The following is a 25,026-nucleotide window of genomic DNA, read 5'->3' as shown; positions in this document are numbered from 1 at the left end:
TGGCGTTTTGTTGTCAGCGGTCAGCGTTTAGCGCGGTACAACCGGCTTACGCGCCGGCTTCGGCCCTTTGCCTTTGGCCGCGTCCTTACGGTCCTTGGCGGCCTGCTGGTTGCGGGCGAACGCCGCAGCCTTGGCCTGTTCACGCTTGTCCCACGGGTTGCCACCATCGCTGGCACGCGGCGGCAGGCCGGTGTGCTGGGTCAGGATCTTGGTGGTCTTCTCCCCCGCCACTTTGTGGCTGCCAGCCGGCGTCGAGTTCTTGCGACGGGCGCTCTGGTAGCTGTCGGTGGCCGGTTGGTGCAACGGGATCAACTGGGTCTTGCCCGGCCCGATCAGATCGGCACGCCCCATGCGGGTCAGCGCTTCACGCAGCATCGGCCAGCCTTTCGGGTCGTGGTAACGCAAGAACGCCTTGTGCAGACGACGCTGCTCTTCGCTCTTGACGATGGTGACCGCGTCACTCTTGTAAGTGACCTTGCGCAGCGGGTTCTTGCCCGAGTGGTACATCGCGGTGGCGGTGGCCATCGGCGACGGGTAGAACGCCTGCACCTGGTCGGCGCGGAAGCCGTTGCCCTTGAGCCACAGGGCCAGGTTCATCATGTCTTCGTCGGTGGTGCCCGGGTGGGCGGCGATGAAGTACGGAATCAGGTACTGCTCTTTCCCGGCTTCCTTGGAGTACTTTTCGAACATGCGCTTGAACTTGTCATAGCTGCCGATGCCCGGTTTCATCATCTGGTTGAGCGGACCTTCCTCGGTGTGTTCCGGGGCGATCTTCAGGTAACCACCAACGTGGTGGGTCACCAGCTCCTTGACGTATTCCGGCGACTCGACCGCGAGGTCATAGCGCAAGCCGGAAGCGATCAAAATCTTCTTCACACCCGGCAAGGCACGGGCGCTGCGATACAGCTGAATCAGCGACGAGTGGTCAGTGTTCAGGTTCGGGCAGATGCCGGGGAATACGCACGATGGCTTACGGCACGCGGATTCGATTTCCGGGCTCTTGCAGGCGATGCGGTACATGTTCGCGGTCGGGCCGCCGAGGTCGGAAATGACGCCGGTGAAGCCTGGCACCTTGTCGCGGATCTCTTCGATTTCGCGAATGATCGACTCTTCGGAACGGTTCTGAATGATCCGGCCTTCGTGCTCGGTGATCGAGCAGAAGGTGCAGCCGCCGAAGCAGCCACGCATGATGTTCACCGAGAAGCGGATCATGTCGTAGGCCGGGATCTTTTCCTTGCCGTACGCCGGGTGCGGAATACGTGCGTAAGGCATGCCGAACACGTAGTCCATTTCTTCGGTGGTCATCGGAATCGGCGGCGGGTTGAACCAGACGTCGACTTCGCCATGCTTCTGCACCAGCGCACGGGCATTGCCCGGGTTGGTTTCCAGGTGAAGCACGCGGTTGGCGTGGGCGTAGAGAACGGCGTCGCCACGGACTTTTTCTACCGATGGCAGACGAATCACCGTCTTATCGCGAGTCATCTTCGGGCTGGCCAGAATCTGCACAACCTTGGCTTCGCTCGGATCCTCAAGCGGCCCCTTTTCCTGCTCGATGGCGCAGGCCTGGGTGTCCTGGGTGTTCACGTACGGGTTGATGATCTTGTCGACCTTGCCCGGACGGTCGATACGCGTGGAGTCGACTTCGTACCAGTCTTTCGGCGTGTCGCGACGGATGAACGCGGTGCCGCGCACGTCGGTGATGTCTTCGATCTTGTGACCGTAGGACAGACGCTGGGCGACTTCGACGATCGCTCGCTCGGCGTTGCCGTAGAGCAGGATGTCGGCGCTGGCGTCGATCAGGATCGAGTTGCGCACCCGGTCCTGCCAGTAATCGTAGTGGGCGATGCGGCGCAGGGAAGCTTCGATGCCACCGAGAACGATCGGCACGTTTTTGTAGGCTTCCTTGCAGCGCTGGCTGTAGACCAGGCTCGCGCGGTCCGGACGTTTGCCCGCAAGGCCACCGGGGGTGTAGGCGTCGTCGGAACGGATTTTCTTATCGGCGGTGTAGCGGTTGATCATCGAGTCCATGTTGCCGGCCGCGACACCGAAGAACAGATTCGGCTCGCCGAGCTTCATGAAGTCGTCTTTGGACTGCCAGTTCGGCTGGGCAATGATTCCGACGCGGAAGCCCTGGGACTCCAGCAGCCGGCCGATGATTGCCATACCGAACGACGGATGGTCAACGTACGCATCGCCGGTGACGATGATGATGTCGCAGGAATCCCAGCCAAGCTGATCCATCTCCTCCCTGCTCATGGGCAGGAATGGCGCTGGCCCGAAACATTCGGCCCAGTACTTGGGATAGTCAAATAACGGCTTGGCTGCTTGCATCATGTCGATAACCGGTGTTGGCTTTCATTGAATTTCGCGGGCGCGGAATATAGCACAAAAAATAACCAATTCCGACCGCAATGGTCGGAAATTGCGTTGGACCCATGTGGGAGCGGGCTTGCTCGCGAAAGCGGTGTGTCATCCAGCAAATTTGCTGAATGTGATACCGCCTTCGCGAGCAAGCCCGCTCCCACAGGTACGTTACTCGTCGTCGAAGTTGTAGCTACCCGGCGCCAGGTTTTCGAAGCGGGTGTACTTACCGATAAACGCCAGTCGCGACGTACCGATCGGACCGTTCCGCTGCTTGCCGATGATGATCTCGGCGATGCCTTTGTGCTCGGTTTCCGGGTGATACACCTCATCCCGGTACACGAACATGATCACGTCAGCATCCTGCTCGATCGCTCCGGATTCCCGGAGGTCGGAGTTGATCGGGCGTTTGTTCGGACGTTGCTCCAGGGAGCGGTTGAGCTGGGACAGCGCCACCACCGGGCAGTTGAATTCCTTGGCCAGGGCTTTCAAGGACCGGGAGATTTCGGAAATCTCGTTGGTCCGGTTGTCGCCGCCGGAGCCTGGAATCTGCATTAATTGCAGGTAGTCGATCATGATCAGGGCGACATCGCCGTGCTCACGCACCAGACGTCGGGTCCGCGCGCGCATCTCCGAGGGGCTGATACCCGCCGTATCATCGATGAACAGCTTGCGATCGTTGAGCAGGTTGACCGCCGAGGTCAGGCGCGGCCAATCGTCATCGTCGAGGCGACCGGCCCGGACCTTGGTCTGGTCGATGCGGCCGAGGGACGACAACATACGCATGATCAGCGATTCGCCTGGCATTTCCAGTGAGTAAACCAGGACGCACTTGTCACTGCGCAACACGGCGTTTTCCACCAGGTTCATCGCAAAGGTGGTTTTACCCATGGACGGACGACCGGCGACGATGATCAGGTCAGACGGTTGCAGGCCGCTGGTCATCCCGTCGAGATCGGTGTAGCCGGTGGACAGGCCGGTGATGGCGTTGTCGGTGTTGAACAAGGTGTCGATACGGTCGATGGCCTTGGTCAGCAGGTCATTCACGCTCACCGGGCCGCCGGTTTTTGGCCGGGCCTCAGCGATCTGGAAGATCTGCCGTTCGGCTTCATCGAGAATCTCTTCCGCAGAACGACCTTCAGGATTGAAAGCGCTGTCGGCGATTTCGGTCGCGATGCCGATCAGTTGGCGCAAGGTCGCCCGTGCACGGACGATCTGGGCATACGCCTTGATGTTGGCGACGGACGGCGTGTTTTTCGCCAGTTCACCGAGGTAACCGAGGCCACCCACTTGCGAAGTCTGACCTTCCTTGTCCAATTGCTCGGCCAGGGTCACGACGTCGATCGGCGAGTTCATGTCCGCCAGTTTGGCGATCGCACGGAAGATCAGGCGGTGGTCATGTCGATAGAAATCGCCGTCCGATACTTGATCGAGCACGCGTTCCCAGGCGTTGTTGTCCAGCATCAAACCACCGAGCACAGCCTGTTCGGCCTCGATGGAATGCGGCGGCACCTTCAGGGCAGCGGTTTGCAGATCGTATTGCTCAGGAGCGGAAATATCGTTCATGGCCACTTGAATAGTTGTGAAAATCAGAAACTGCAGAAAGACAAAGGGCACGACCTGTAAACAGGATCGTGCCCGATGTTACCGGCAAGCACCCGAGGGTGCCAGCCGACAAGTGCTGCTTAAGCTGCTACCACGACAACGCGTACGGTGGCTTCAACTTCGGCGTGCAGATGCACGGCTACGTCGAATTCACCTACGTTACGGATAGTGCCGTTCGGCAGACGAACTTCGCTTTTTGCCACTTCGACGCCGGAGGCGGTCAGTGCATCAGCGATGTCGTGAGTACCGATCGAACCGAACAGCTTGCCTTCGTCACCGGCGGTGGCAGTGATAGTCACTTCCAGCTCAGCCAGTTGGGCGGCACGGCTTTCAGCCGAAGTTTTGCGGTCTGCTGCGGCTTTTTCCAGCTCAGCGCGACGCTCTTCGAACGCAGCCACGTTGGCAGCGGTCGCAGCGGTAGCTTTGCCGTAAGGCAGCAGGTAGTTACGACCGTAACCAGCCTTAACGTTCACTTTGTCACCCAGGTTGCCCAGGTTGGTGACTTTTTCCAGAAGGATCAGTTGCATGTGAAAATCCTCTTAACTTTTAACCTTCACCGTTCGCGTTATCGGCGTCTTTGGACGCCAGACGACCGCGAAAATCAATCAGGCTGTCGACGATGGCCAAGACCACCAGCAACGGATAGATCAGTTGCATAAACAGCAACAGCGTGACGTACAACCCGACCAGCCAGAATCTGCCCAGTCGCTTTTGCGCCACCAGCCCATGAATCAGGGCCAGCCCGGCGAATACCAGCGGAACACTGCACAACGGTGTCAACATGGCCATCTGCGGACCGATGTTCGGCCCCAGAAGCATCAACACCAGCAGTGCCATCGCCGGCCCCAGCGGGAATCGGATGGCGCGAAACTCGCGACCAAAACCACCCGGGTTGTACAACAACGCCTGCCAGTAGCGCCCGACAATCAGGCTCAGCACACTGACGATTTGCAACAAAGCCGCTATTAGGCCAGTCAGGACCGGTGCAATCAGGGACGCAAAATGCGCACGCTCATCTACGGACAACTTGTCGTAGACCTCACCGAGCAGCGACGGCATGACTTTTATCAAAGCCTGCGCCAGCTGCTCGATCTGGGGACCAAAAGCGATCCCCAGCACCACTGAAAACACCACTCCCATCGCTATGCTGACCAGCAGCACGCGGTTCCAGGACTCGCTTGCGCGCAAAACCAACGCAAGGCCCGAAGACCCCAGCAGCACCAGAAGTGCCCGTGGGTCGTCGGAGTAAAGCCACCAGACCAAGGCCGGCAGCAGTCCCAGAGCAAGAACGCCGATGGCGTCCTTCAATCCGCGCCGCAGGAGCACAAGGCATCCAGCGGCAGCACCCAACCAATACAACAGCGGCAATGTTGCGCATCCAGCCACTACCAGAGTGGCCTGCATACGGCCGCGCATGATGAACTCAGCTATGGCGCGCATGCATTCAATCCTTTGCTACGTGTCGACTGCCCGGTCTCAGCGGCCGTGGCTGTCGGTGTAGGCCAGCAGGGCCAGGAAGCGGGCGCGCTTGATAGCGGTGGCCAGCTGACGCTGATAACGAGCTTTGGTACCGGTGATACGGCTTGGAACGATTTTGCCGGTCTCGGATACGTATGCTTTCAGGGTGTTGAGATCTTTGTAATCGATCTCTTTCACGTCTTCAGCGGTGAAGCGGCAGAATTTACGACGACGGAAGAAACGTGCCATGTAATAGGCTCCTCAAAAGGTCCGTGGATTACTCGTCAGCGTTATCGCTGTTGTCGCTGTCATCACTATCAGCGCTTTCAGCGCCTTCGTGCTCAGGACGGTCGCGACGCTCACGGCGCTCACTGCGGTTTTCTTCAGCCTTGAGCATCTCGGATTGGCCGGTAACGGCTTCTTCGCGACGGATGACCAGGTTACGGATCACTGCATCGTTGTAGCGGAAGTTGTCTTCCAGCTCGGCCAGGGCCTTGCCAGTGCATTCAACGTTCAGCATCACGTAGTGAGCCTTGTGAACATTGTTGATTGCATAGGCCAGTTGACGACGGCCCCAATCTTCCAGACGGTGGATTTTGCCGCCGTCTTCTTCGATCAGCTTGGTGTAACGCTCTACCATGCCGCCGACTTGCTCGCTTTGATCCGGGTGGACCAAAAAGATGATTTCGTAATGACGCATGAATGCTCCTTACGGGTTGTAGCCTGCCGTTCAAAAACGGTCAGACAAGGAGTGAATGACACTTATGGACTTGCTGGCGATAGACACATGCGTGCCTGCCGTCACAGCAAGGGGCGCAATTGTAGAGAAGGGACAGGAGAGGCGCAAGGCAATTGGTGATTATTTGAACAATCACCCAGCCTCAATTCCGAACACCTGTAGGAGCTGCCGAGTGAAACGAGGCTGCGATCTTTTGATCTTGCTTAAAAAACAAAATCAAAAGATCGCAGCCTCGTTTCACTCGGCAGCTCCTACGAGCCCTACAGAGTGTCAGGACTTTTTGGTGGCGGCTTTTACGCTGCGCTGGCGCTGGGCTTCGAACAGGCAAACACCCGTCGCCACGGAAACGTTGAGGCTGCTGACGCTGCCGGTCATCGGCAAATGCACCAGGTAGTCGCAAAGATCGCGGGTCAGGCGACGCATGCCGCTGCCTTCCGCGCCCATGATCAGGATGGTCGGGCCGGTCATGTCTTGCTGATACAGACTCTGCTCAGCCTCGCCCGCCGTACCGACGACCCACAAGCCACGCTGCTTGAGTTTTTCCAGGGTGCGCGCCAGGTTCGTCACGGCGACCAACGGAATCACTTCCGCCGCGCCGCAGGCCACTTTACGCACTGTCGGGGTCAGGGTGGCTGACTTGTCCTTCGGCACGATTACCGCCAACGCACCGGCCGCATCGGCCGAACGCAGGCAAGCGCCGAGGTTGTGCGGGTCGGTCACGCCGTCGAGCACCAGCAGCAACGGTGCACCTTCGGAGCGATCGAGCAGCTCGTCGAGCATCGCCTCGCCCCAGACCTGGCTCGGACTCACGTCCGCTACCACGCCTTGGTGCACGCCTTCGACCCAGGCATCCAGCTCGCGACGCTCGGCGTTGCCGACGGGCACGCGATTGTCGTTTGCCAGCTGGATCAACGTCTGAACCCGCGGATCGCTGCGGCCTTCAGCCAACCAGATCTGCTTGACGCGCTTTGGGTGGTGACGCAACAACGCTTCTACCGCATGCACGCCGTAGATTTTTTCCAACTGACTCATGACTTGGCCTTAGGTTTACGCGCCCCGCCGCTTTTGGCAGCTGGAGCCGAGCCCGATTTTGGCGGGCCTTTACGGTGTTTGCTTGGCTTGCTGCCGGGAGCCTTGTCAGGCGCCGACCGTCCGGTCTTTCCCCCAGACGCCGCTTTACCGCCGCTTTTCGCTTCAGACAGCAACGCCTGTTTCAGTTCACGACTTTTACGCAGCTCGGCGTTTTTCGCCGCTGCATCGCTCGGGCGATAAGCTTCGGGCGCTTTTTCCTTGGCAGGACGACGACCGGTTTTCGCCGGAGCCGGTTCTGCGGCGGTTTTTGCCGCAGTCTTGGCGGCTGGCTCAGCCTTTTCGTTGCCGCGCTTCTTGCGACCGATCGGCGCACTGATGGTCTTTTCAGCCATCTCGAAGTCGATCTTGCGTTCGTCGAGGTCGACGCGCATCACGCGCACTTCAACGGTGTCGCCGAGGCGGAAGCTGCGACCGGTACGCTCACCGGCGAGGCGGTGATGCACAGGATCGAAGTGGTAGTAGTCGCCCGGCAGCGCGGTGACATGCACCAGGCCTTCGACGTAGATGTCGGTCAGCTCGACGAACAGGCCGAAACCGGTCACGGCGGTGATCACACCCGGGAACGATTCGCCCACGCGGTCTTTCATGAACTCGCACTTGAGCCAGTTCACCACGTCGCGGGTCGCTTCATCGGCACGGCGCTCGCTCATCGAGCACTGCTCGCCGAGTTGCTCCAGGGCCGCTTCGTCGTACGGATAAATCCGCGCCTTCGGAATGGTCATCGCACCGGCACGGCGAACGTGCGGCGTGTCTTGCTTGGAGTGGATAACGCTGCGGATCGCCCGGTGCGTGAGCAAGTCCGGGTAGCGGCGGATCGGCGAGGTGAAGTGGGTATAGGCTTCGTAATTCAGGCCGAAGTGGCCCTGGTTATCAGCGCTATACACCGCTTGGCTCAACGAACGCAGCATGACGGTCTGGATCAGATGGAAATCCGGGCGGTCCTTGATGCTCGCCAGCAACGCCTGGTAATCCTTCGGCGACGGGCCGTCCTTGCCTTTGTGCAGGGACAGGCCGAGCTCGCCAAGGAAGGCGCGCAGTTTTTCCAGACGCTCCGGTGGCGGACCGTTGTGCACGCGATACAGCGCAGGAATTTCGTGCTTCTTCAGGAATTCAGCAGTGGCCACGTTGGCCGCCAGCATGCATTCCTCGATCAGCTTGTGCGCATCGTTACGCACGGTCGGACGGATTTCGGCGATCTTGCGCTCGGTGCCGAAGATGATCCGGGTTTCCTGGGTTTCGAAATCGATCGCGCCACGCACGTGACGAGCGCCCAGCAGCACTTTGTACAGTGCGTAAAGCTGCTTGAGGTGTGGCAGAACGTCGGTGTACTCGCCGCGAAGCTGACGCGCTTCGGTGAGTTTCGGCGTTTCGAGCATCGCGCTGACTTTGTTGTAGGTCAGGCGAGCATGGGAGTGAATCACCGCTTCGTAGAAGCAGTAGTCGGTCATCTCGCCAGATTTGGAGATGGTCATCTCGCAAACCATGGCCAGGCGATCAACGTGCGGATTCAGCGAGCACAGGCCATTGGACAACTGCTCAGGAAGCATCGGCACCACGCGCTCGGGGAAGTACACCGAGTTGCCGCGAACCTGGGATTCGTTGTCCAGCGCCGAACCAATCTTCACGTAGCTGGAGACGTCGGCAATCGCCACGTACAACTTCCAGCCACCGGAGAACAGGCGCAGCTTGCCTGGCTTGGATTCGCAGTAAACCGCGTCATCGAAGTCGCGGGCATCTTCACCGTCGATGGTCACGAACGGCAGATGGCGCAGGTCGATGCGCTTCTCTTTGTCTTTCTCTTCGACTTCAGGCTTGAGCTTGGCGGCTTCTTTCAACACCGCCTCAGGCCATACGTGCGGGATATCGTAGGCGCGCAGGGCGACATCGATTTCCATGCCCGGCGCCATGTAGTTACCCACGACTTCAACCACGTCGCCTTGCGGCTGGAAGCGTGGTGTCGGCCAGTGAGTGATCTTCACTTCGACGAACTGACCGATATCGGCATTGGCGTTGCGACCCGGGGTGACCAGCACTTCTTGCTGGATCTTCGGGTTATCCGCGACGACGAAGCCGATACCGCCTTCTTCGAAGTAGCGACCGACGATGGTCTCGTGGGCACGGGACACGACTTCGACGATCATGCCTTCGCGGCGACCGCGACGGTCCAGGCCGGAAACACGGGCCAGGGCACGGTCGCCGTCGAACACCAGACGCATTTGCGCCGGGCTCATGAACAGGTCGTCACTGCCGTCGTCCGGGACCAGGAAGCCGAAACCGTCACGGTGACCGCTGATGCGGCCGAGGATCAGGTCGAGTTTGTCCACCGGCGCATACGTGCCGCGACGGGTATAGATCAATTGAGCGTCGCGCTCCATGGCGCGCAGGCGGCGACGCAGGGCTTCGAGCTGGTCTTCTGTGGTCAGACCAAACTCCTCGACCAGCTGTTCGCGGTTAGCAGGCGAACCTCGATCAGCAAGGTGCTGAAGGATCAGTTCGCGGCTAGGAATAGGGTTTTCATATTTTTCCGCTTCACGAGCGGCCTCGGGATCGAGGGACTGCCAATCGGCCATTAGAGAGTTTTCACCTTGTCTATATGCGGGTTAGTTTGGCATAGGCGTAATGAAACGGGAAATTTCAGGCTATGAGAGCCCATCTAAAGCCCTTTATCGACATCGCGAAGCTGATTTAAATGCCACTGGGGAAATTTTCCAGGTTTTTTTGGTGGCAGGGGTTTACAGTTAAAAAGACGCTCCGTATAGTGCGCGCCATCGACGACGCACTAGCGTTGCCGATACTGCCCAGATGGTGAAATTGGTAGACACGCCAGCTTCAGGTGCTGGTGACCGCAAGGTCGTGGAAGTTCGAGTCTTCTTCTGGGCACCAATTTCGAGCTTGAGATTAGATCAATTTCAAGGCTCACACAAAAACCCGCGAAAGCGGGTTTTTTGCATTCAGCGCTTCTGATTTATTAAAACCAAATCAGGGGTTTACAGATTTAGAAGCTCTCCGTATAGTGCGCCACATCAACAGCGGCAACGTTGCTGATACTGCCCAGATGGTGAAATTGGTAGACACGCCAGCTTCAGGTGCTGGTGACCGCAAGGTCGTGGAAGTTCGAGTCTTCTTCTGGGCACCAATTCAAATTTCAGAGTCGATCTGGAATTTCACAAAAACCCGCGAAAGCGGGTTTTTGCGTTTCTGGCTTTCAAAAACCCTGAACTGCACAAGCCACACCCCTCCTGTAGCAGCTGGCGAAGCCTGCGTTCGGCTGCGCAGCAGTCGTAAAACCTGCGCGCCAGATTCTCCTGAATGACCGCATTCTATGATCTCGCGACTGCTGCGCAGCCGAACGCAGGCTTCGCCAGCTGCTACAAAGGCCCGCTCCCCCTCTAGCAATGCCTCGCCAGCCCCGCAAGGCGCACTTGAGAAACAATATCGTTTATCATTGTTGCAAGTTTTTGCAATGCGACAGTGAGGAACCCTGCGAATGATGTTTCGAAATACCCTGCGCCGAGGCCTGACCTTTACCCTGCTCGGCCTGGCCCTCGCCACTCCCCTCACCCAAGCCGCCGACCCGGTTTCCCTGACACTCTATAACGGCCAGCACAAAGAAGTCGGCGACGCCGTCGCCAAAGCCTTCGAAGCCAAGACCGGAATCCACGTCAACGTGCGCAAGGGCAGCAGCAATCAGCTGGCCAGCCAGGTCGTCGAAGAAGGCGACCGCTCCCCCGCCGACGTGATCTACACCGAAGAGTCGCCGCCACTGAACAAACTCGGCGAACAAGGCTTGCTGGCGCAGACCGACGCCGCCACCCTCGCCGTCCTGCCGAAAGATTATGTGGCCGGCAACGGCACTTGGATCGGCGTTACCGCACGGGTCCGCGTGGTTGCCTTCAACCCGAAACTGGTCGACGAAAAAGACCTGCCCAAATCGGTCATGGAATTTTCCGATCCGAAATGGCAAGGCAAGGTCGGTTTCGTGCCGACCAGCGGCGCGTTCCAGGAACAGGCCGTGGCGATCATCAAGACCCACGGCATGGACGCAGCCGAAGAATGGCTGACCGGCCTGCGCGCTTTCGGCAAGGTCTACAGCAACAACATGGTTGCGCTGAAAGCCGTGGAAAACGACGAAGTCGCTACTGTGCTGGTGAACAACTATTACTGGTTCGCCTTGCAGCGTGAAAAAGGCCAGCTCGACTCGAAACTGCATTACTTCACCGGCGGCGACGTCGGCGGACTGATCACCGTTTCCAGCGCCGCCGTGCTGAAATCCAGCAAACATCCAAAAGAAGCCCAGCAATTGCTCGCCTACATGGCCAGCGAAGATGGCCAGCGCGTGATCACCCAAACCACCGCCGAATACCCGCTGCACAAAGGCATGGAATCGGATCGCGGGCTCAAGCCGTTCAGCGAACTTGAAGCACCGAAAGTCACGCCAGCCGACCTCGGCAATGCCGAAGAAGCCCTGGACCTGGAACGTGACGTTGGCTTGAACTGATGAGCGCATCGCTATCCGCCCCTGCCTCGCGCAGGGGTTACGTGCCACGGCGCAAACGGCCATCGATCTGGTTGTTGCTGCCAGTGTTATTGCTCGTGATGCTCAGCCTGTTGCCGCTGGCGTATGTCGGGGTCAAGACCTGGCAGGCTGGCTGGGCGGAAGCATTGCATCTGCTATGGCGGCCGTACGTGTTTGGCCTGCTGCGCAATACGCTGTCGCTGATGGTTGGCGTGACGCTGGCCTGCGGCGTGATCGGCCTATCGCTGGCCTGGCTGCTGGAGCGCAGCAATCTGAAGGGACGTCGGCTGTGGGGCGTGATCCTGTGCTTGCCGTTCGCCGTGCCGGCGTTCGTCAGCAGCTTCACCTGGGTGTCCCTCAGCGCGCATTTCGAAGGTTTGGGCGGGGCGATTCTGGTAATGACCCTGTCGAAATATCCGCTGGTGTTTCTGCCGGTGGCGGCGACCCTGCGTAATCTTGATCCTTCCTTGGAAGAGTCCGCCCGCACCCTGGGGCAGAATCGCTGGGGCGTGTTTTTCAGGATTACCTTGCCGTTGCTTTGGCCATCCTTGCTCGCTGGCTCGTTGCTGATTGCGCTGCATATGCTGGTGGAGTTCGGCGCGCTGTCGATCATCGGCCTGCAAACGTTCACCACGGCGATCTATCAGCAGTTCGAACTGGAATTCAGCAACGCCAATGCGGCGATGCTGTCGGCGGTGCTGCTGGCGTTGTGTCTGGTATTGCTGTGGCTGGAGCTGCGGGTTCGCGGCAAGGGCCGACACGTGCGCACCGGCCAGGGCGCAGCGCGGCATGCGGAACAGGCTCGCCTCGGACCTTGGGCCGCCGCCGGACAGGTTTATTGCCTGGTGCTGGCAATCATCGGCAGCGGCATTCCGCTGGGCATGCTCGCGTATTGGCTGGCGGTCGGCTCATCGGCGGCCTTCCCGATAGCGGCGATCAGCGAGGCCTTGCTGTCGTCCCTGGCGCTGTCGCTAGGTGGCGCGGCGTTGTGCCTGGTGTTGGCGGTGCCGGTGGGCTTGCTGGTGGTGCGTTACAAAGGCCAACTGGCGATATGGGCCGAACGCTTGCCGTATCTGCTGCACGCGCTGCCAGGCCTGGTGATTGCGTTGACCCTGGTGTATTTCGCCCTGCACTATGTGCCGGCGCTGTACCAGACGCCGATGTTGCTGCTGATCGCTTATGCCCTGCTGTTCCTGCCGCTGGCTCAGGCGCCGATTCGTACGGCATTGAACAAGGCTGCGCCGCAGCTGGAAGAAGCCGCTCGCACGCTGGGCGCGTCGTCGTTCAGTGCGTTTTGCCGGGTGACGCTGCCGATTATCTTCCCCGCACTCGGCGCGGCGTTTGCGTTGGTGTTTCTGGATGCGATGAAGGAATTGACGGCGACGCTGCTGTTGAGCCCGACCGGGCTGAATACGTTGGCGACGGAAGTCTGGGCGCATACCGCGAACGTGGAGTTTGCGGCGGCGGCGCCTTATGCGGCGTTGTTGATTTTGGTGTCGGGGTTGCCGGTGTACCTGTTAACAACCCGGATGTATTTGAGCCGTTGAAAAGCAAAAAGATCGCAGCCTTCGGCAGCTCCTACAGGAAAACGCATATTCCCGTGTAAGAGCTGCCGAAGGCTGCGATCTTTTGATCTTAAAAAAGGCCTAAGCCCTGAACTGCCCCAGACTCGCCTTCAACTGCGCCGCCAACCCATCCAGCACCTTGCCACTGGCCGTGGTTTCCACCACCGCCTGAGCCGCTTTCTCGGCCTGCGCATGAATCGTCTCAACCCGACCACGCACCGCTTGTGCGCCTTGCGCCTGATGCGCCGCAGCTTGTGTCGCCAGACCAATCGCCGCATGCACCTGCTCGACCGATGCCTGCACCGATTGCTGCAACCGCGCACTGTCACGCAACACCAGCAAACCTTCGCTGGCCTGGCGCCCGGCCTGCCCAATCGCCGCGACCGCCTCGCGCGCGCCTTGTTGCAACGCCACGATATGCGCCTGGATGTCGCCGGTAGAACTTTGCGTCTTGCTTGCCAACGCCCGAACTTCATCAGCCACCACAGCAAACCCGCGACCGGTCTCACCGGCCCGCGCGGCTTCGATGGCGGCGTTCAGCGCCAGCAGGTTGGTTTGCTCGGCGATCCCGTGAATCACCGTCAGCACCACTTCAATCTGTTCACTTTGTTGCGCCAGACGCTCGATGACTTTCGCCCCGGTGTCGACCTGTCCGGCCAACGCCTCGATCAGGCTGCCGACTTTCGCTGAGGTCCGGGTGTTTTCGTCGGTGGCCTGACGGATATCCACCACTTGCTGCAACGCGGCTTGCATCGCATGGCTTTCCGACTGCGCCTCGTCCGCCATTTGCGACAATGCACGCAAGCTCTCGGCCACTTCGTCACGCTGCATGCCCGCCGCCGCATCGGCCCCGGCATTGCGCAGCGTCATGGCGCCGATTTCCACGCCGGTGCGCTGGGCCACGTCGCCCGCTTCACGCACGATCGGCTGCAACTTATCCACAAAGCGATTGACCGCCGAGGCCATGTCGCCGATTTCGTCCTTGCTGCTGATCTGCACACGCTTGGTCAGGTCACCCTCACCCGCCGCCAGATCATCCATCGCCGCAATCAGCATTTTCAGGCGATTGACCACGCGACGCCCCAGCACCACGGCCAGCAGCAGCAACACGCCGAAGCCGACCACCGCCAGCCCCATGCCGATGCGCCAGCGCAACGTGCCCGCCGCTTGCTGCACGGTGCTGGTGGTGTTGGCCTGCATCTCAGACGCCGTGGACTGCGCCGACTTCAGACGCGCGCCCATCGCTGCCGCGCTATCCGCCGCCGCGCCTTTGAGGCTGTCGCCGACCAGCTGATCACTGCTGGCGATCAGCGCGGTGAAGCGCTTGTCCAGGGCCGCCAGATCGACTTCCACCGAAGCGGTAGAGACGCCCATCAAGACCTTGCCGATTTCCACGCCATTGGGGCTGATCGAGGCTTCGAGGTAGTAGACCGATGGATCGTTCTTCGCTGCATCCAGCACTTTGTCCAATGCGCGCTCGCCCTGGCCTTTTTCCAGCAGCGCTTTGTTGATCGGGTTCTCGCGATTCAAATAGCGCGTCAGGTGCTGGCCGGTGGCGTCGTCGTAGATCACGAACAACACGTTCGGATTGCGCTGGGCCCGACGGGCGAATTCGGACAGGGTTGGAACGTCGCTGTCCCACATCGCGCGAGGTGCGACCGAGGCCAGAAGCTGCGCCATATCATTGGCGGAGTCCTTCAAGTCTTTTTCCAATGTCCCACGCAATTGCGCCTGCTCATCCTTCAGACGCGAAGACAGGCCGGCGGTGAGTCGCTGACGGGTATTGGTGGACAAGGCGTCCAGGCTCGACGTAACTTCACGCCCCGCCTGCTCCAGTTCACCGGAGAGTTTTTGACTATCAGCACCCAGGCGCACGCCTAGATCGGCTTCGAGCGCCGTGACGGTGCTCCGGGTCAGGGCGACGGCCACCAGCACTTGCACCAAAAGGGCGATACCAAGGGTAACGAACACGGGCCGCAATAGACGGCTTTGTAACAGTGAGAGAATGGCTGACACGGGATTATCCCTCTGCTTTGACGCCATTAAATTGATGGCACGCCAGAAGGGATAATCACAGCAAGGGTCGTGCCGTCCAACAGGCATAAACGACAAAGGCCCCGATTAAGGGGCCTTTGTGTTTTACATCAACGACTTATTAAGCGAACGGATGACGCAGAACGATGGTTTCGTTGCGGTCCGGGCCCGTCGAAATAATGTCAATCGGCGCACCGACCAACTCTTCAACACGTTTGATGTAGTTGCGAGCGGCTTGCGGCAGCTCTTCCAGGGTCTTGGCACCGACGGTGGATTCGGTCCAGCCTGGCATCTCTTCGTACACGGGCTCGAGGCCGATGTAGCTGTCGGCGTCGGTCGGTGCGTCGATCACTGCACCATCCTGGTTCTTGTAGCCAACACAGATGTTGATGGTTTCCAGGCCATCCAGCACGTCCAGCTTGGTCAGGCACAGGCCCGAAATGCTGTTGACGTCGATAGCGCGACGCAGGATGACGGCATCGAACCAGCCGCAACGGCGGGCACGGCCGGTGGTAGCGCCAAACTCGTGGCCACGCTTGGCCAGGAACGCGCCAACGTCGTCGAACAGCTCAGTCGGGAACGGACCCGAACCGACGCGAGTGGTGTAGGCCTTGGTGATGCCGAGGATGTAATCCAGGTACATCGGACCGAAACCCGAACCGGTGGCGATGCCGCCCGCGGTGGTGTTGGAGCTGGTGACGTACGGGTAAGTGCCGTGGTCGATGTCCAGCAGGGAGCCTTGAGCGCCTTCGAACATGATGTCTTTGCCAGCGCGACGCAGCTCGTGCAGCTCAGCGGTGACGTCGAGCATCATCGGCTTGAGCAGCTCGGCGTATTCCATGCACTCGTCGAGTGTCTTCTGGAAATCGATCGCTGGCTCTTTGTAGTAATTGACCAGGACGAAGTTGTGGTAGTCCAGCAACTCACCCAGCTTGGCGGCGAAACGCTCACGGTGGAACAGGTCACCGATGCGCAGACCGCGACGGGCAACTTTATCTTCGTAAGCCGGGCCGATACCGCGACCGGTCGTGCCGATCTTCAGCTCGCCACGGGCCTTTTCACGCGCCTGGTCCAGCGCTACGTGGTAGGACAGAATCAGCGGGCAGGAAGGGCTGATACGCAGGCGCTCGCGCACCGGTACACCTTTCTCTTCCAGCTTGATGATCTCGCGCAGCAGAGCGTCCGGTGCAACCACCACGCCGTTGCCGATCAGGCACTGCACGCCTTCGCGCAGCACGCCCGACGGGATCAGGTGCAAAACGGTTTTTTCGCCGTCGATCACCAAGGTGTGACCCGCGTTGTGGCCACCTTGGTAGCGCACTACGGCGGCAGCATGTTCGGTCAGCAGATCAACGATCTTGCCTTTGCCCTCATCACCCCATTGGGTGCCCAGGACTACGACATTCTTACCCATAACACTTGTCCTCATTCGCGCAAACTTGGTGCCGGCAGCCGCCGGCAGGAAAACTCAAGAAGCCAGCGGCAATACTTGCCAAAGCCCGTTCTGCTGAATCAATTGCCGGTCGCAGTCCGCTTCACGGGCGGCGGCCAATGGTTGCCCAGGCAACGCCTGAACGACACGCTGACCCTCACTGCGCAACTGGCAAACCTGCTGCCAGAGTGCCGCATCCGTACTGTCAGGCATCCAGATACCGCCAGACGGTAACTCGATCTCAGCACGCCCCAGGGTCACCAGGGTTTTCAAATCGGTGGAGAAGCCGGTTGCCGGACGGGCACGACCGAAGTCGGCGCCGATGTCGTCATAACGACCGCCCTGGGCAATGGACTGGCCAACACCCGGTACGAACACCGCGAACACCACACCGGTGTGGTAGTGGTAGCCGCGCAACTCGCCCAGATCGAAGTAAAGCGGTAATTCCGGGAAACGCGTGGACAGCCGGTCGGCAATCGCCAGCAAGTCTTCCAGTGCCGCCAGTACCGGCGCCGGCGCATTGGCCAGACGCTCACGGGCAGCGCTCAACACTTCAGGACCGCCACACAAGTCGACCAACGCTCGCAGCATGCCCGACAGATCGGTAGGCAAGCCTTCGGTCAAGGTAATGACCTCGTCGATGGCCTTACGTTGCAATGCATCGAACAACTGTTGCTCGACTTCACCGGACAAACCGGCGGCGCGAGCCAGACCGCGATAGATGCCAACGTGACCGAGATCCATGTGCACGTCCGGCACATCGGCCAGTTGCAGCATGGCAAGCATCAGGCTGATGACTTCGACGTCGCTGCTCGGGCTGGCATCGCCATACAACTCGGCGCCCAACTGGATCGGGCTACGGGAAGACGACAAGGCCCGCGGCTGAGCATGCAGCACGCTGCCGGCATAACACAGACGGCTCGGACCTTCGCGACGCAGGGTGTGCGCATCGATGCGCGCCACTTGCGGTGTGATGTCGGCACGGAAACCCATCTGCCGGCCCGATTGCGGGTCGATGACCTTGAAGGTACGCAGATCCAGGTCCTGGCCCGCGCCGGTCAGCAGGGATTCCAGGTACTCGATATGGGGAGTCACGACAAACTCGTAACCCCAGCTCTGGAACAGATCCAACACCTGGCGGCGCGCTACTTCAATGCGCGCTGCCTCCGGTGGCAGTACTTCTTCGATGCCATCTGGCAGCAGCCAGCGGTCTACCGTTGCCATTACGCCATTCCCCTATGATCCGGGCGGCCAGCCGTTGGGCAAGCCTTGAGTGAAGCAGAAAATGCCCTGTCCATGCGCAAAGCACGCGCATGGACGACGTGGCAAAAAGCCTGAAACCGGCTTCGCCAATCACTTTCCTCGAAAAACCTGTCGAGTCATTCAACTCGGACGCCTGCCTGAAAAGCACAATCAAACGTGCAGACGCAAAAAAGCCGGGAATTTCCCGGCTGCCGCATCATACACACGTTTTCCCAAAGGATCACCCCGCCCGAGGTTTTAGCCGCCGGGCGGGGAGACGATTCAGGTCAACGCGGTATCAAGGCTTGGCTTTTTCCAGGTAACGGAAGAAGTCGCTGCCTGGGTCCAGGACCATGACGTCGGTTTTGTTCGCGAAGCTTTCACGGTAGGCACGCAGGCTACGGTAGAACGCGTAGAACTCCTGATCCTGGCCGTAGGCCTTGGAATAGATCGCAGCGGCCTGGGCATCACCATCACCGCGAACCTCTTCGGATTCACGATAGGCTTCGGCCAGCAACACGCGGCGTTGACGATCGGCGTCGGCACGGATGCCTTCAGCCAGCTCGTTACCCTTGGCGCGGTGCTCACGAGCTTCACGCTCACGCTCGGTGCTCATACGTTCGAACACACTGCGGTTCACTTCTTTCGGCAAGTCGATGGCCTTGACCCGAACATCGACCACTTCGATGCCCAGCTCTTTTTCCGCCATCTTGTTCAGCGATGCGGTGATGTCCGCCATCAACGCGTCACGTTCACCGGAAACCACTTCGTGCAGGGTGCGCTTACCGAACTGGTCACGCAGGCCCGATTCCAGACGACGGGACAGACGCTCGTCGGCAATCTGCTTGAGGCCGGAAGTTGCGGTGTAGAAGCGCTCGGCATCTTTCACGCGCCACTTGGCGTAGGCATCGACCATGACGGCTTTCTTTTCCAGCGTCAGGAAGCGTTGTGTCGGTGCATCCAGCGTCATCAGGCGTGCGTCGAATTTGCGCACCTGGTTAACGTAAGGCACTTTCACATGCAGGCCCGGCTGAACATCAGTCTGGACCACACGACCGAATTGCAGCATTACCGCACGCTCGGTCTGACCCACGATGTAGAAGCAGTTCCAGGCTGCGATGGCCACGACGACGCCGACAATAAGGGCGATCAGCGATTTATTGCTCATCAGCGACTCTCCCTGGTACGTGCTTGCTGTTGCTGCAGATCAGCTGCGGCACGCGCATTCGCTTCATTGCTGCTGGCTGCCGCGCCCGTTACCGGTGCGCCGGTGCTGCGGCCACTGTCGATCATCTTGTCCAGCGGCAAGTACAGCAGATTGCTCTGGCCATTCTTGTTGCCGGTCACGAGAACCTTGCTGGTGTTGGTGAAGACTTCCTGCATGGTGTCCAGGTACAGACGCTCACGGGTGACTTCAGGGGCCTTGCGGTACTCGGCGACCAGTTTGGTGAAGCGATCAGCTTCACCCTTGGCGCGCGATACCGTTTCGTCACGGTAGCCGTTGGCGTCTTCAAGGATGCGCTGGGCCTGACCACGGGCTTCCGGCACGACGCCGTTGGCGTAGGTTTCAGCCTGGTTGCGCGAACGCTGCTCGTCTTCACGGGCACGGATCACGTCATCGAAGGCTTCCTGGACTTCACGCGGTGCAGCTGCGCTCTGAACGTTGACCTGGGTAACGGTGATACCGGTGCGATAGGTATCGAGGAAGCGTTGCAGACGCTCCTTGATTTCGCTGGCCATCAACTCACGACCTTCGGTCAAGACCTGGTCCATGGCGGTAGAACCCACCACATGGCGCAAAGCGCTGTCGGTCGCGTGTTGCAGGCTGATTTCCGGCTGATCAACGTTCAGCACGAAATCCTGCAAGTTGCTGATCTTGTACTGCACGGTCAGCGGCACTTCGACGATGTTCTCGTCTTCAGTCAGCATCTGGCCCTGCTTGGTATAGGCACGCTCACGCGTGACGTTTTCCATGTACTTTTTATCGATCGGCGGGAAGTAGATGTTCAGGCCCGGGCCAACCGTTTCGTAGTACTTGCCGAAGCGCAGCACCACGGCTTGCTCCTGCTCGTCGACCACGTAGACCGCGCTGTACAGCCACACGGCAGCGAGCACGACCAGGCCGATACCGAGCAGGCCGCCGAAGCCGCCACTCTTGCCCGAACCACCGCCGTCGTCACCGCGTTTCTTACCACCACCGAACAACCCGTTCAGGCTTTCCTGCAGCTTTCGGAAGGCCTCGTCGAGATCCGGTGGTCCCTTGCGGTCGCCGTTATTGCGGCGCTTGCCACCCCAAGGGTCCTGATTATTCGAGTTGCCACCCGGCTCATTCCAAGCCATAGCGCTCTCCATCTGATAAAGCAAAGACGCACCCACGGCGCGCCGACCAATGCTACAGAATGCCTGTCACCACGGCACAACCGCTTTCTCAGGCTTTTATTGCAAAGTGTGTTGTTCGATGAAGTCCATCGGTTGCAGGCCTTCGCGGCTCACCAGTCGATTCAACTCGACCCGCGGCAAGCGAACGGCCAGCAGGCTGATGCCTTCTTCGTCGTGTTCTTCTTTCTGCACCGCACCGAGTTCGAAAAACTGCGCACGCAGTCGAGCAAAACGTTGCGGCAAGCGCAAGGTGCCAATAAACAATTCACTGCCCAGCAACTCGGCAATGGCTTGCTCAAGTAATTCCAGACCACTGCCATCACGCGCCGACAGCCAGACCCGCTGGGGCTTGCCGTTTTCGTCACGCTGGATTTGTGGCTCAACGCCTTCAAGCAAATCGAGTTTGTTATAGACCTCGAGGATCGGCAAGTCCTGGGCACCGATCTCGCCCAGCACCACCATCACCTGCTCAATCTGCAACATGCGATCCGGTTCGGCCGCATCGATCACGTGCAACAGCAGGTCCGAGTTGCTTGACTCTTCGAGCGTAGACCGAAATGCCTCAACCAGTTTGTGGGGCAAGTGGCGTATGAAACCCACCGTGTCGGCCAGGACAATCGGCCCCAGGTCGTCCAGTTCCAGACGGCGCAAGGTCGGGTCCAGCGTGGCAAACAACTGGTCAGCCGCGTACACGTCGGATTTCGTCACGTTATTGAAGAGCGTGGATTTGCCGGCGTTGGTATATCCCACCAGGGACACGGTAGGAATATCCGCACGCGAACGGCCGCGTCGCGACTGTTCGCGCTGACTGCGCACTTTTTCCAGCCGGCCCTTGATCTGTCGCAGGCGAACCCGCAGCAAACGGCGGTCGGTCTCCAGCTGGGTTTCACCCGGGCCACGCATGCCGATACCGCCACCCTGACGCTCAAGGTGGGTCCAGCCACGAACCAGCCGGGTGCTCATGTGGTCAAGCTGGGCCAGTTCTACCTGGAGCTTGCCTTCATGGGTACGGGCGCGTTGGGCGAAAATATCGAGAATCAGACCGGTACGGTCGATCACGCGACACTCGAAAACACGTTCGAGGTTACGTTCCTGACTGGGCGTGAGGATGTGATTGAAGATGACCAGATCGGCCTTTTCAGCATGGACCAGGTCGCGCAACTCCTCGACCTTGCCACTGCCAATCAGGAATTTGGCGGTTGGCCGATGACGCGGCACGTTAAAAAACGCAACGGTCTCGGCGCCAGCCGAATTAGCCAATTCCTGAAACTCCTGCGGATCTTCGCGCGCCTCAGGGTCCTGTCCATCCAAGTGAACGAGGATCACTCGCTCACCACCACCGTGGCGCTCAAAGAACAAAGGAGACTCCTATCAGGCGTTACCTGGCTCAGCGTCACCTGCTTCGGATTCGGTTGCGCTAGGCAGACGAATTGGACGAACCGGTACCACTGTCGAGATAGCGTGTTTGTAAACCATCTGGCTGACGGTGTTTTTCAGCAGGATAACGAACTGGTCGAAAGACTCGATCGTGCCTTGCAGTTTGATCCCGTTGACCAGGTAGATGGACACCCCAACTTTCTCTTTACGTAAAGTATTCAAGTAAGGGTCTTGTAGCGAATGCCCTTTTGACATGTGCCGCACTCCTTTAAGGATTCAATATAAAAAATAGGTAATTCAGATGGCTTGGGCCGTCACACCCCCAAGGATAGACGGCAATTGCAAGGACTCAGCTCAATATGGAGATGGTCCCGAGGTATTTCAAGGCGCGCGGCAGATTGTCGCAATCAAGGCTGTCCAGCCAGTGTAAATCAGCCCAACTGCGTAGCCAGGTGAACTGGCGCTTTGCCAATTGGCGCGTGGCAATGATTCCACGCTCCTGCATCTCGGCTTGCGTCAGCTTGCCATCCAGGTAATCCCAGACTTGTCGGTACCCTACAGCGCGTATGGACGGCAACCCTGAATGCAGGTCACTTCTCTTACGCAGGGCTACGACCTCGTCGATGAATCCCTGTTCCAACATATTTGTGAATCTTTGTTTAATGCGCTCATGCAGCACCTGGCGATTTGCCGGAGCGATGGCCAAGTTCGCGACAGTATAGGGCAATTGTTGCAGTCCCGAAGCGGCTGCTTCAGTACTTTGCGCAGATTGTCTCCGCCGCAGCTCGGTCATGCTCTGACCGCTCACACGGTAAACTTCCAGCGCTCGACTCAGACGTTGGGGATCGTTCGGGTGAATTCGCGCCGCCGACACTGGATCAATTACCGCCAATTGGTCGTGCAGGGCTTGCCAGCCAAGGCGTTCAGCCTCTTCTTCAATCTGCGCGCGAACCTCGGGATCGGCGGCGGGCATTTCTGCCAGCCCTTCGACCAAAGCCTTGTAGTAGAGCATCGTGCCGCCTACAAGCAGCGGGATTTTTCCACGAGAAGTGATCTCGGCCATCGCCTCAAGGGCATCACGACGAAAATCTGCTGCCGAATAGTGCTCGGCGGGATCAAGAATATCGATCAAACGGTGCGGAAACTCGGCCAAAACCTCTTTTGAGGGTTTAGCCGTGCCGATGTCCATGCCACGGTAGACCAGCGCAGAATCGACACTGATCAGCTCGCACGGCAGGACTTTGGTCAGTTCGATGGCCAGGTCAGTCTTGCCCGCAGCGGTCGGGCCCATCAGGAAAATCGCTGGAGGGAGCTGGCTCATCAACGACCGCGCAAGAACAGTTTGTCCAGATCGTCCAGCCCCAATTGGGTCCAGGTCGGTCGGCCATGGTTGCATTGACCGCTGCGTTCGGTGTTTTCCATGTCCCGCAGCAGGCCGTTCATTTCCGGCAGGGCCAAGCGCCGGTTGGCCCGGATCGCGCCGTGACAGGCCATGGTGCCGAGCAATTCGTTCAGGTGTGCCTGAATCCGGTCGCTGGTGCCGTATTCCATCAGGTCCGCCAGCACGTCGCTGACCAACCGGTTGGCTTCCGCCTGCTTGAGCAACGCCGGAATCTGCCGGATCGCCAACGTTTCCGGGCCAAGACGTTGCAATTCAAAGCCAAGACGCTGGAACCACGCGACGTTCTCTTCGGCGCAATCGGCTTCGCGCTGGCTCACGGCCAGGGACTCCGGCACCAGCAGCGGCTGGCCGCTCAGGCCTTCGCTGGCCATCGCGACTTTCAGGCGTTCATACATGATCCGCTCGTGCGCGGCGTGCATGTCCACCAGCACCAGGCCTTGGGCGTTTTCCGAAAGGATGTAGATGCCCTTCAGTTGTGCCAGCGCATAACCCAGTGGCGGAATGTCATCCTGCCCGGCCGGCAGCGCAACCGCATTGGCTTCAGCCAACGGTTTGAAAAACTCGCGATACGCCGCCTGGGCTTCCGCCACCGGTACGCCGGACTGAGGCTTCGGCGTGTATTGATACTGATAACCGGCGCCAGCGCCCGAGCCCGCCGGCGTATTAAAGGACGGTTGCGCTTGAGGCTGTTCCAGCAACGCATTGGCCGCCAGGCGCATTTCGCCCTGGGGACCGAATTCACCGGCGTCGAGCCCGGTCGGCCGCACGATGGCCGTCGCAACCGGCGCCGCCAGGTGATCTTCCGGTCGCACATCGCCCAAGGCGCGGTGCAAGGTGCCATAGAGGAAATCATGAACCATGCGCCCGTCACGGAAACGCACTTCGTGCTTGGTCGGGTGCACATTGACGTCAACGCCCGCCGGATCGACCTCGAAAAACAGCACGAACGTCGGATGCCGGCCATTGAACAACACGTCGCGATAGGCCTGGCGCACCGCGTGGGCCACCAGTTTGTCGCGTACTGCGCGGCCATTCACAAAGAAATACTGCAAGTCCGCCTGACTGCGGTTGAACGTCGGCAACCCGACCCAACCCCACAAATGCAGGCCATTGCGCTCGATTTCGATCGGCAGCGCCTGCTCCAGGAAACCCGAGCCACAGATCGCCGCCACACGCCGGGCGCGGGCCGCGTCATCGTGGGCTTCGTGCAGACTAAGGATGGTCTTGCCGTTGTGGCGTAAATGGAACGCCACGTCGAATCGCGCCAGAGCCAGGCGCTTGATCACTTCTTGCAGGTGATCGAACTCGGTTTTTTCGGTCTTGAGAAACTTGCGTCGGGCCGGGGTGTTGAAGAACAGGTCGCGCACTTCCACCGAGGTGCCCACCGGATGGGCGGCCGGTTGCACGCGAGGCGCCATGTCCCGGCCTTCGGTTTCGACCTGCCAGGCCTGATCGGCATCCTTGGTGCGGGACGTCAGGGTCAGGCGCGCCACGGAGCTGATCGAGGCCAAAGCCTCACCGCGAAAACCGAGGCTCATCACCTGCTCAAGGTCTTCGAGGTTACGAATTTTGCTGGTGGCGTGTCGTGCCAGGGCCAGCGGCAGGTCATCGGCAGAAATACCGCTGCCGTCGTCGCGCACCCGCAGCAGCTTGACGCCGCCCTGCTCCACGTCAACATCGATGCGTTTGGCACCGGAGTCGAGGCTGTTTTCCAGCAACTCCTTGATCACCGAGGCCGGGCGCTCGACCACCTCACCGGCGGCAATCTGGTTCGCCAGTCGTGGGCTGAGCAGCTCGATACGAGCGGTTTGGGTCAGCGCCTGG

Annotated in this window: 19 protein-coding genes and 2 tRNA genes; 4 read left to right on the top strand and 17 right to left on the bottom strand. The window is 59.6% G+C overall.

The window, feature by feature from the left end:
- Nucleotides 1–27: 27 nt before the first annotated feature.
- The 8 genes from HB680_RS24220 to rnr form a co-directional block, all read right to left on the bottom strand.
- A complete protein-coding gene (locus HB680_RS24220) occupies nucleotides 28–2,331 on the bottom strand; it encodes a YgiQ family radical SAM protein (protein ID WP_213941033.1) in 2,304 nt (767 codons plus the stop codon).
- A 201-nt stretch (nucleotides 2,332–2,532) separates the two neighbouring features.
- Nucleotides 2,533–3,927, bottom strand: a complete 1,395-nt coding sequence (dnaB, locus tag HB680_RS24215; RefSeq protein WP_123402757.1) for a replicative DNA helicase — start codon at nucleotides 3,925–3,927, stop codon at nucleotides 2,533–2,535.
- A gap of 119 nt (nucleotides 3,928–4,046) precedes the next feature.
- Nucleotides 4,047–4,493 (bottom strand): 50S ribosomal protein L9, encoded by a 447-nt coding sequence (gene rplI / locus HB680_RS24210; protein ID WP_092274087.1) that lies wholly within the window; start codon nucleotides 4,491–4,493, stop codon nucleotides 4,047–4,049.
- A gap of 19 nt (nucleotides 4,494–4,512) precedes the next feature.
- A complete protein-coding gene (locus HB680_RS24205) occupies nucleotides 4,513–5,406 on the bottom strand; it encodes a hypothetical protein (protein ID WP_213940962.1) in 894 nt (297 codons plus the stop codon).
- Between the two features lie 36 nt (nucleotides 5,407–5,442).
- Nucleotides 5,443–5,673, bottom strand: coding sequence for a 30S ribosomal protein S18 (gene rpsR, locus HB680_RS24200; RefSeq protein WP_002551829.1), 231 nt, complete (start codon nucleotides 5,671–5,673; stop codon nucleotides 5,443–5,445).
- 28 nt (nucleotides 5,674–5,701) lie between these two features.
- Complete coding sequence (rpsF, locus tag HB680_RS24195; RefSeq protein ID WP_003217491.1) at nucleotides 5,702–6,124, bottom strand: 30S ribosomal protein S6; 423 nt, start codon at nucleotides 6,122–6,124, stop codon at nucleotides 5,702–5,704.
- A gap of 309 nt (nucleotides 6,125–6,433) precedes the next feature.
- Nucleotides 6,434–7,195 (bottom strand): 23S rRNA (guanosine(2251)-2'-O)-methyltransferase RlmB, encoded by a 762-nt coding sequence (rlmB, locus tag HB680_RS24190; protein WP_213940961.1) that lies wholly within the window; start codon nucleotides 7,193–7,195, stop codon nucleotides 6,434–6,436.
- Nucleotides 7,192–9,825 carry a ribonuclease R gene (gene rnr, locus HB680_RS24185; RefSeq protein WP_213940960.1) on the bottom strand — a complete coding sequence of 878 codons (2,634 nt, stop codon included), beginning with the start codon at nucleotides 9,823–9,825 and terminating at the stop codon, nucleotides 7,192–7,194. The genes rlmB and rnr overlap by 4 nt, the downstream gene beginning before the upstream one ends.
- A 226-nt stretch (nucleotides 9,826–10,051) precedes the next feature.
- Between rnr and HB680_RS24180 the strand changes: the two genes are divergently transcribed.
- From HB680_RS24180 to HB680_RS24165, 4 genes are all read left to right on the top strand, one after another.
- Nucleotides 10,052–10,138: transfer RNA gene (locus tag HB680_RS24180), tRNA-Leu, on the top strand.
- 166 nt (nucleotides 10,139–10,304) lie between these two features.
- Nucleotides 10,305–10,391: transfer RNA gene (locus HB680_RS24175), tRNA-Leu, on the top strand.
- A gap of 351 nt (nucleotides 10,392–10,742) precedes the next feature.
- The gene (locus tag HB680_RS24170; RefSeq protein WP_213940959.1) at nucleotides 10,743–11,753 is read left to right on the top strand and encodes an extracellular solute-binding protein; all 1,011 of its coding nucleotides are present in this window, start codon (nucleotides 10,743–10,745) and stop codon (nucleotides 11,751–11,753) included.
- Complete coding sequence (locus tag HB680_RS24165) at nucleotides 11,753–13,318, top strand: iron ABC transporter permease (RefSeq protein WP_213940958.1); 1,566 nt, start codon at nucleotides 11,753–11,755, stop codon at nucleotides 13,316–13,318. The genes HB680_RS24170 and HB680_RS24165 overlap by 1 nt, the downstream gene beginning before the upstream one ends.
- Nucleotides 13,319–13,417: 99 nt before the next feature.
- Here the strand turns inward: HB680_RS24165 and HB680_RS24160 are convergent, their stop codons facing one another.
- The 9 genes from HB680_RS24160 to mutL form a co-directional block, all read right to left on the bottom strand.
- A complete protein-coding gene (locus HB680_RS24160; protein ID WP_213940957.1) occupies nucleotides 13,418–15,352 on the bottom strand; it encodes a methyl-accepting chemotaxis protein in 1,935 nt (644 codons plus the stop codon).
- Nucleotides 15,353–15,491: 139 nt separating this feature from the next.
- On the bottom strand, nucleotides 15,492–16,784 hold the full coding sequence (locus tag HB680_RS24155; protein WP_010464193.1) for an adenylosuccinate synthase: 1,293 nt from the start codon (nucleotides 16,782–16,784) through the stop codon (nucleotides 15,492–15,494).
- A 54-nt stretch (nucleotides 16,785–16,838) separates the two neighbouring features.
- The gene (locus HB680_RS24150) at nucleotides 16,839–18,026 is read right to left on the bottom strand and encodes an ATP phosphoribosyltransferase regulatory subunit (protein ID WP_213940956.1); all 1,188 of its coding nucleotides are present in this window, start codon (nucleotides 18,024–18,026) and stop codon (nucleotides 16,839–16,841) included.
- A gap of 316 nt (nucleotides 18,027–18,342) precedes the next feature.
- Nucleotides 18,343–19,212 carry a protease modulator HflC gene (gene hflC / locus HB680_RS24145; protein ID WP_213940955.1) on the bottom strand — a complete coding sequence of 290 codons (870 nt, stop codon included), beginning with the start codon at nucleotides 19,210–19,212 and terminating at the stop codon, nucleotides 18,343–18,345.
- On the bottom strand, nucleotides 19,212–20,384 hold the full coding sequence (gene hflK / locus HB680_RS24140; RefSeq protein WP_213940954.1) for an FtsH protease activity modulator HflK: 1,173 nt from the start codon (nucleotides 20,382–20,384) through the stop codon (nucleotides 19,212–19,214). The genes hflC and hflK overlap by 1 nt, the downstream gene beginning before the upstream one ends.
- Before the next feature lie 96 nt (nucleotides 20,385–20,480).
- On the bottom strand, nucleotides 20,481–21,782 hold the full coding sequence (gene hflX, locus HB680_RS24135; RefSeq protein WP_213940953.1) for a ribosome rescue GTPase HflX: 1,302 nt from the start codon (nucleotides 21,780–21,782) through the stop codon (nucleotides 20,481–20,483).
- Between the two features lie 12 nt (nucleotides 21,783–21,794).
- Nucleotides 21,795–22,055 (bottom strand): RNA chaperone Hfq, encoded by a 261-nt coding sequence (gene hfq / locus HB680_RS24130; RefSeq protein ID WP_007902656.1) that lies wholly within the window; start codon nucleotides 22,053–22,055, stop codon nucleotides 21,795–21,797.
- A 94-nt stretch (nucleotides 22,056–22,149) separates the two neighbouring features.
- Nucleotides 22,150–23,121: a tRNA (adenosine(37)-N6)-dimethylallyltransferase MiaA gene (miaA, locus tag HB680_RS24125; RefSeq protein WP_213940952.1), complete on the bottom strand. Its 972-nt coding sequence runs from the start codon at nucleotides 23,119–23,121 to the stop codon at nucleotides 22,150–22,152.
- On the bottom strand, nucleotides 23,121–25,019 hold the full coding sequence (gene mutL, locus HB680_RS24120) for a DNA mismatch repair endonuclease MutL (RefSeq protein WP_213941032.1): 1,899 nt from the start codon (nucleotides 25,017–25,019) through the stop codon (nucleotides 23,121–23,123). The genes miaA and mutL overlap by 1 nt, the downstream gene beginning before the upstream one ends.
- Between the last annotated feature and the right edge of the window lie 7 nt (nucleotides 25,020–25,026).

The organism is Pseudomonas sp. dw_612, from assembly GCF_018449725.1.
GTDB lineage: Bacteria > Pseudomonadota > Gammaproteobacteria > Pseudomonadales > Pseudomonadaceae > Aquipseudomonas.
Note: the sequence above shows the minus strand (reverse complement) of the source record. Positions and strands in the feature narration are given on the sequence as shown.

What these genes read in the sequence shown, in the direction of transcription:
- HB680_RS24150 (WP_213940956.1), bottom strand. Translation starts at nt 18,026, where the DNA reads ATGGCAACGGTAGACCGCTGGCTGCTGCCAGATGGCATCGAAGAAGTA.
- hfq (WP_007902656.1), bottom strand. Translation starts at nt 22,055, where the DNA reads ATGTCAAAAGGGCATTCGCTACAAGACCCTTACTTGAATACTTTACGT.
- hflC (WP_213940955.1), bottom strand. Translation starts at nt 19,212, where the DNA reads ATGAGCAATAAATCGCTGATCGCCCTTATTGTCGGCGTCGTCGTGGCC.
- hflK (WP_213940954.1), bottom strand. Translation starts at nt 20,384, where the DNA reads ATGGCTTGGAATGAGCCGGGTGGCAACTCGAATAATCAGGACCCTTGG.
- rplI (WP_092274087.1), bottom strand. Translation starts at nt 4,493, where the DNA reads ATGCAACTGATCCTTCTGGAAAAAGTCACCAACCTGGGCAACCTGGGT.
- HB680_RS24155 (WP_010464193.1), bottom strand. Translation starts at nt 16,784, where the DNA reads ATGGGTAAGAATGTCGTAGTCCTGGGCACCCAATGGGGTGATGAGGGC.
- HB680_RS24205 (WP_213940962.1), bottom strand. Translation starts at nt 5,406, where the DNA reads ATGCGCGCCATAGCTGAGTTCATCATGCGCGGCCGTATGCAGGCCACT.
- rpsR (WP_002551829.1), bottom strand. Translation starts at nt 5,673, where the DNA reads ATGGCACGTTTCTTCCGTCGTCGTAAATTCTGCCGCTTCACCGCTGAA.
- miaA (WP_213940952.1), bottom strand. Translation starts at nt 23,121, where the DNA reads ATGAGCCAGCTCCCTCCAGCGATTTTCCTGATGGGCCCGACCGCTGCG.
- rpsF (WP_003217491.1), bottom strand. Translation starts at nt 6,124, where the DNA reads ATGCGTCATTACGAAATCATCTTTTTGGTCCACCCGGATCAAAGCGAG.
- HB680_RS24220 (WP_213941033.1), bottom strand. Translation starts at nt 2,331, where the DNA reads ATGCAAGCAGCCAAGCCGTTATTTGACTATCCCAAGTACTGGGCCGAA.
- HB680_RS24165 (WP_213940958.1), top strand. Translation starts at nt 11,753, where the DNA reads ATGAGCGCATCGCTATCCGCCCCTGCCTCGCGCAGGGGTTACGTGCCA.
- rlmB (WP_213940961.1), bottom strand. Translation starts at nt 7,195, where the DNA reads ATGAGTCAGTTGGAAAAAATCTACGGCGTGCATGCGGTAGAAGCGTTG.
- dnaB (WP_123402757.1), bottom strand. Translation starts at nt 3,927, where the DNA reads ATGAACGATATTTCCGCTCCTGAGCAATACGATCTGCAAACCGCTGCC.
- HB680_RS24170 (WP_213940959.1), top strand. Translation starts at nt 10,743, where the DNA reads ATGATGTTTCGAAATACCCTGCGCCGAGGCCTGACCTTTACCCTGCTC.
- rnr (WP_213940960.1), bottom strand. Translation starts at nt 9,825, where the DNA reads ATGGCCGATTGGCAGTCCCTCGATCCCGAGGCCGCTCGTGAAGCGGAA.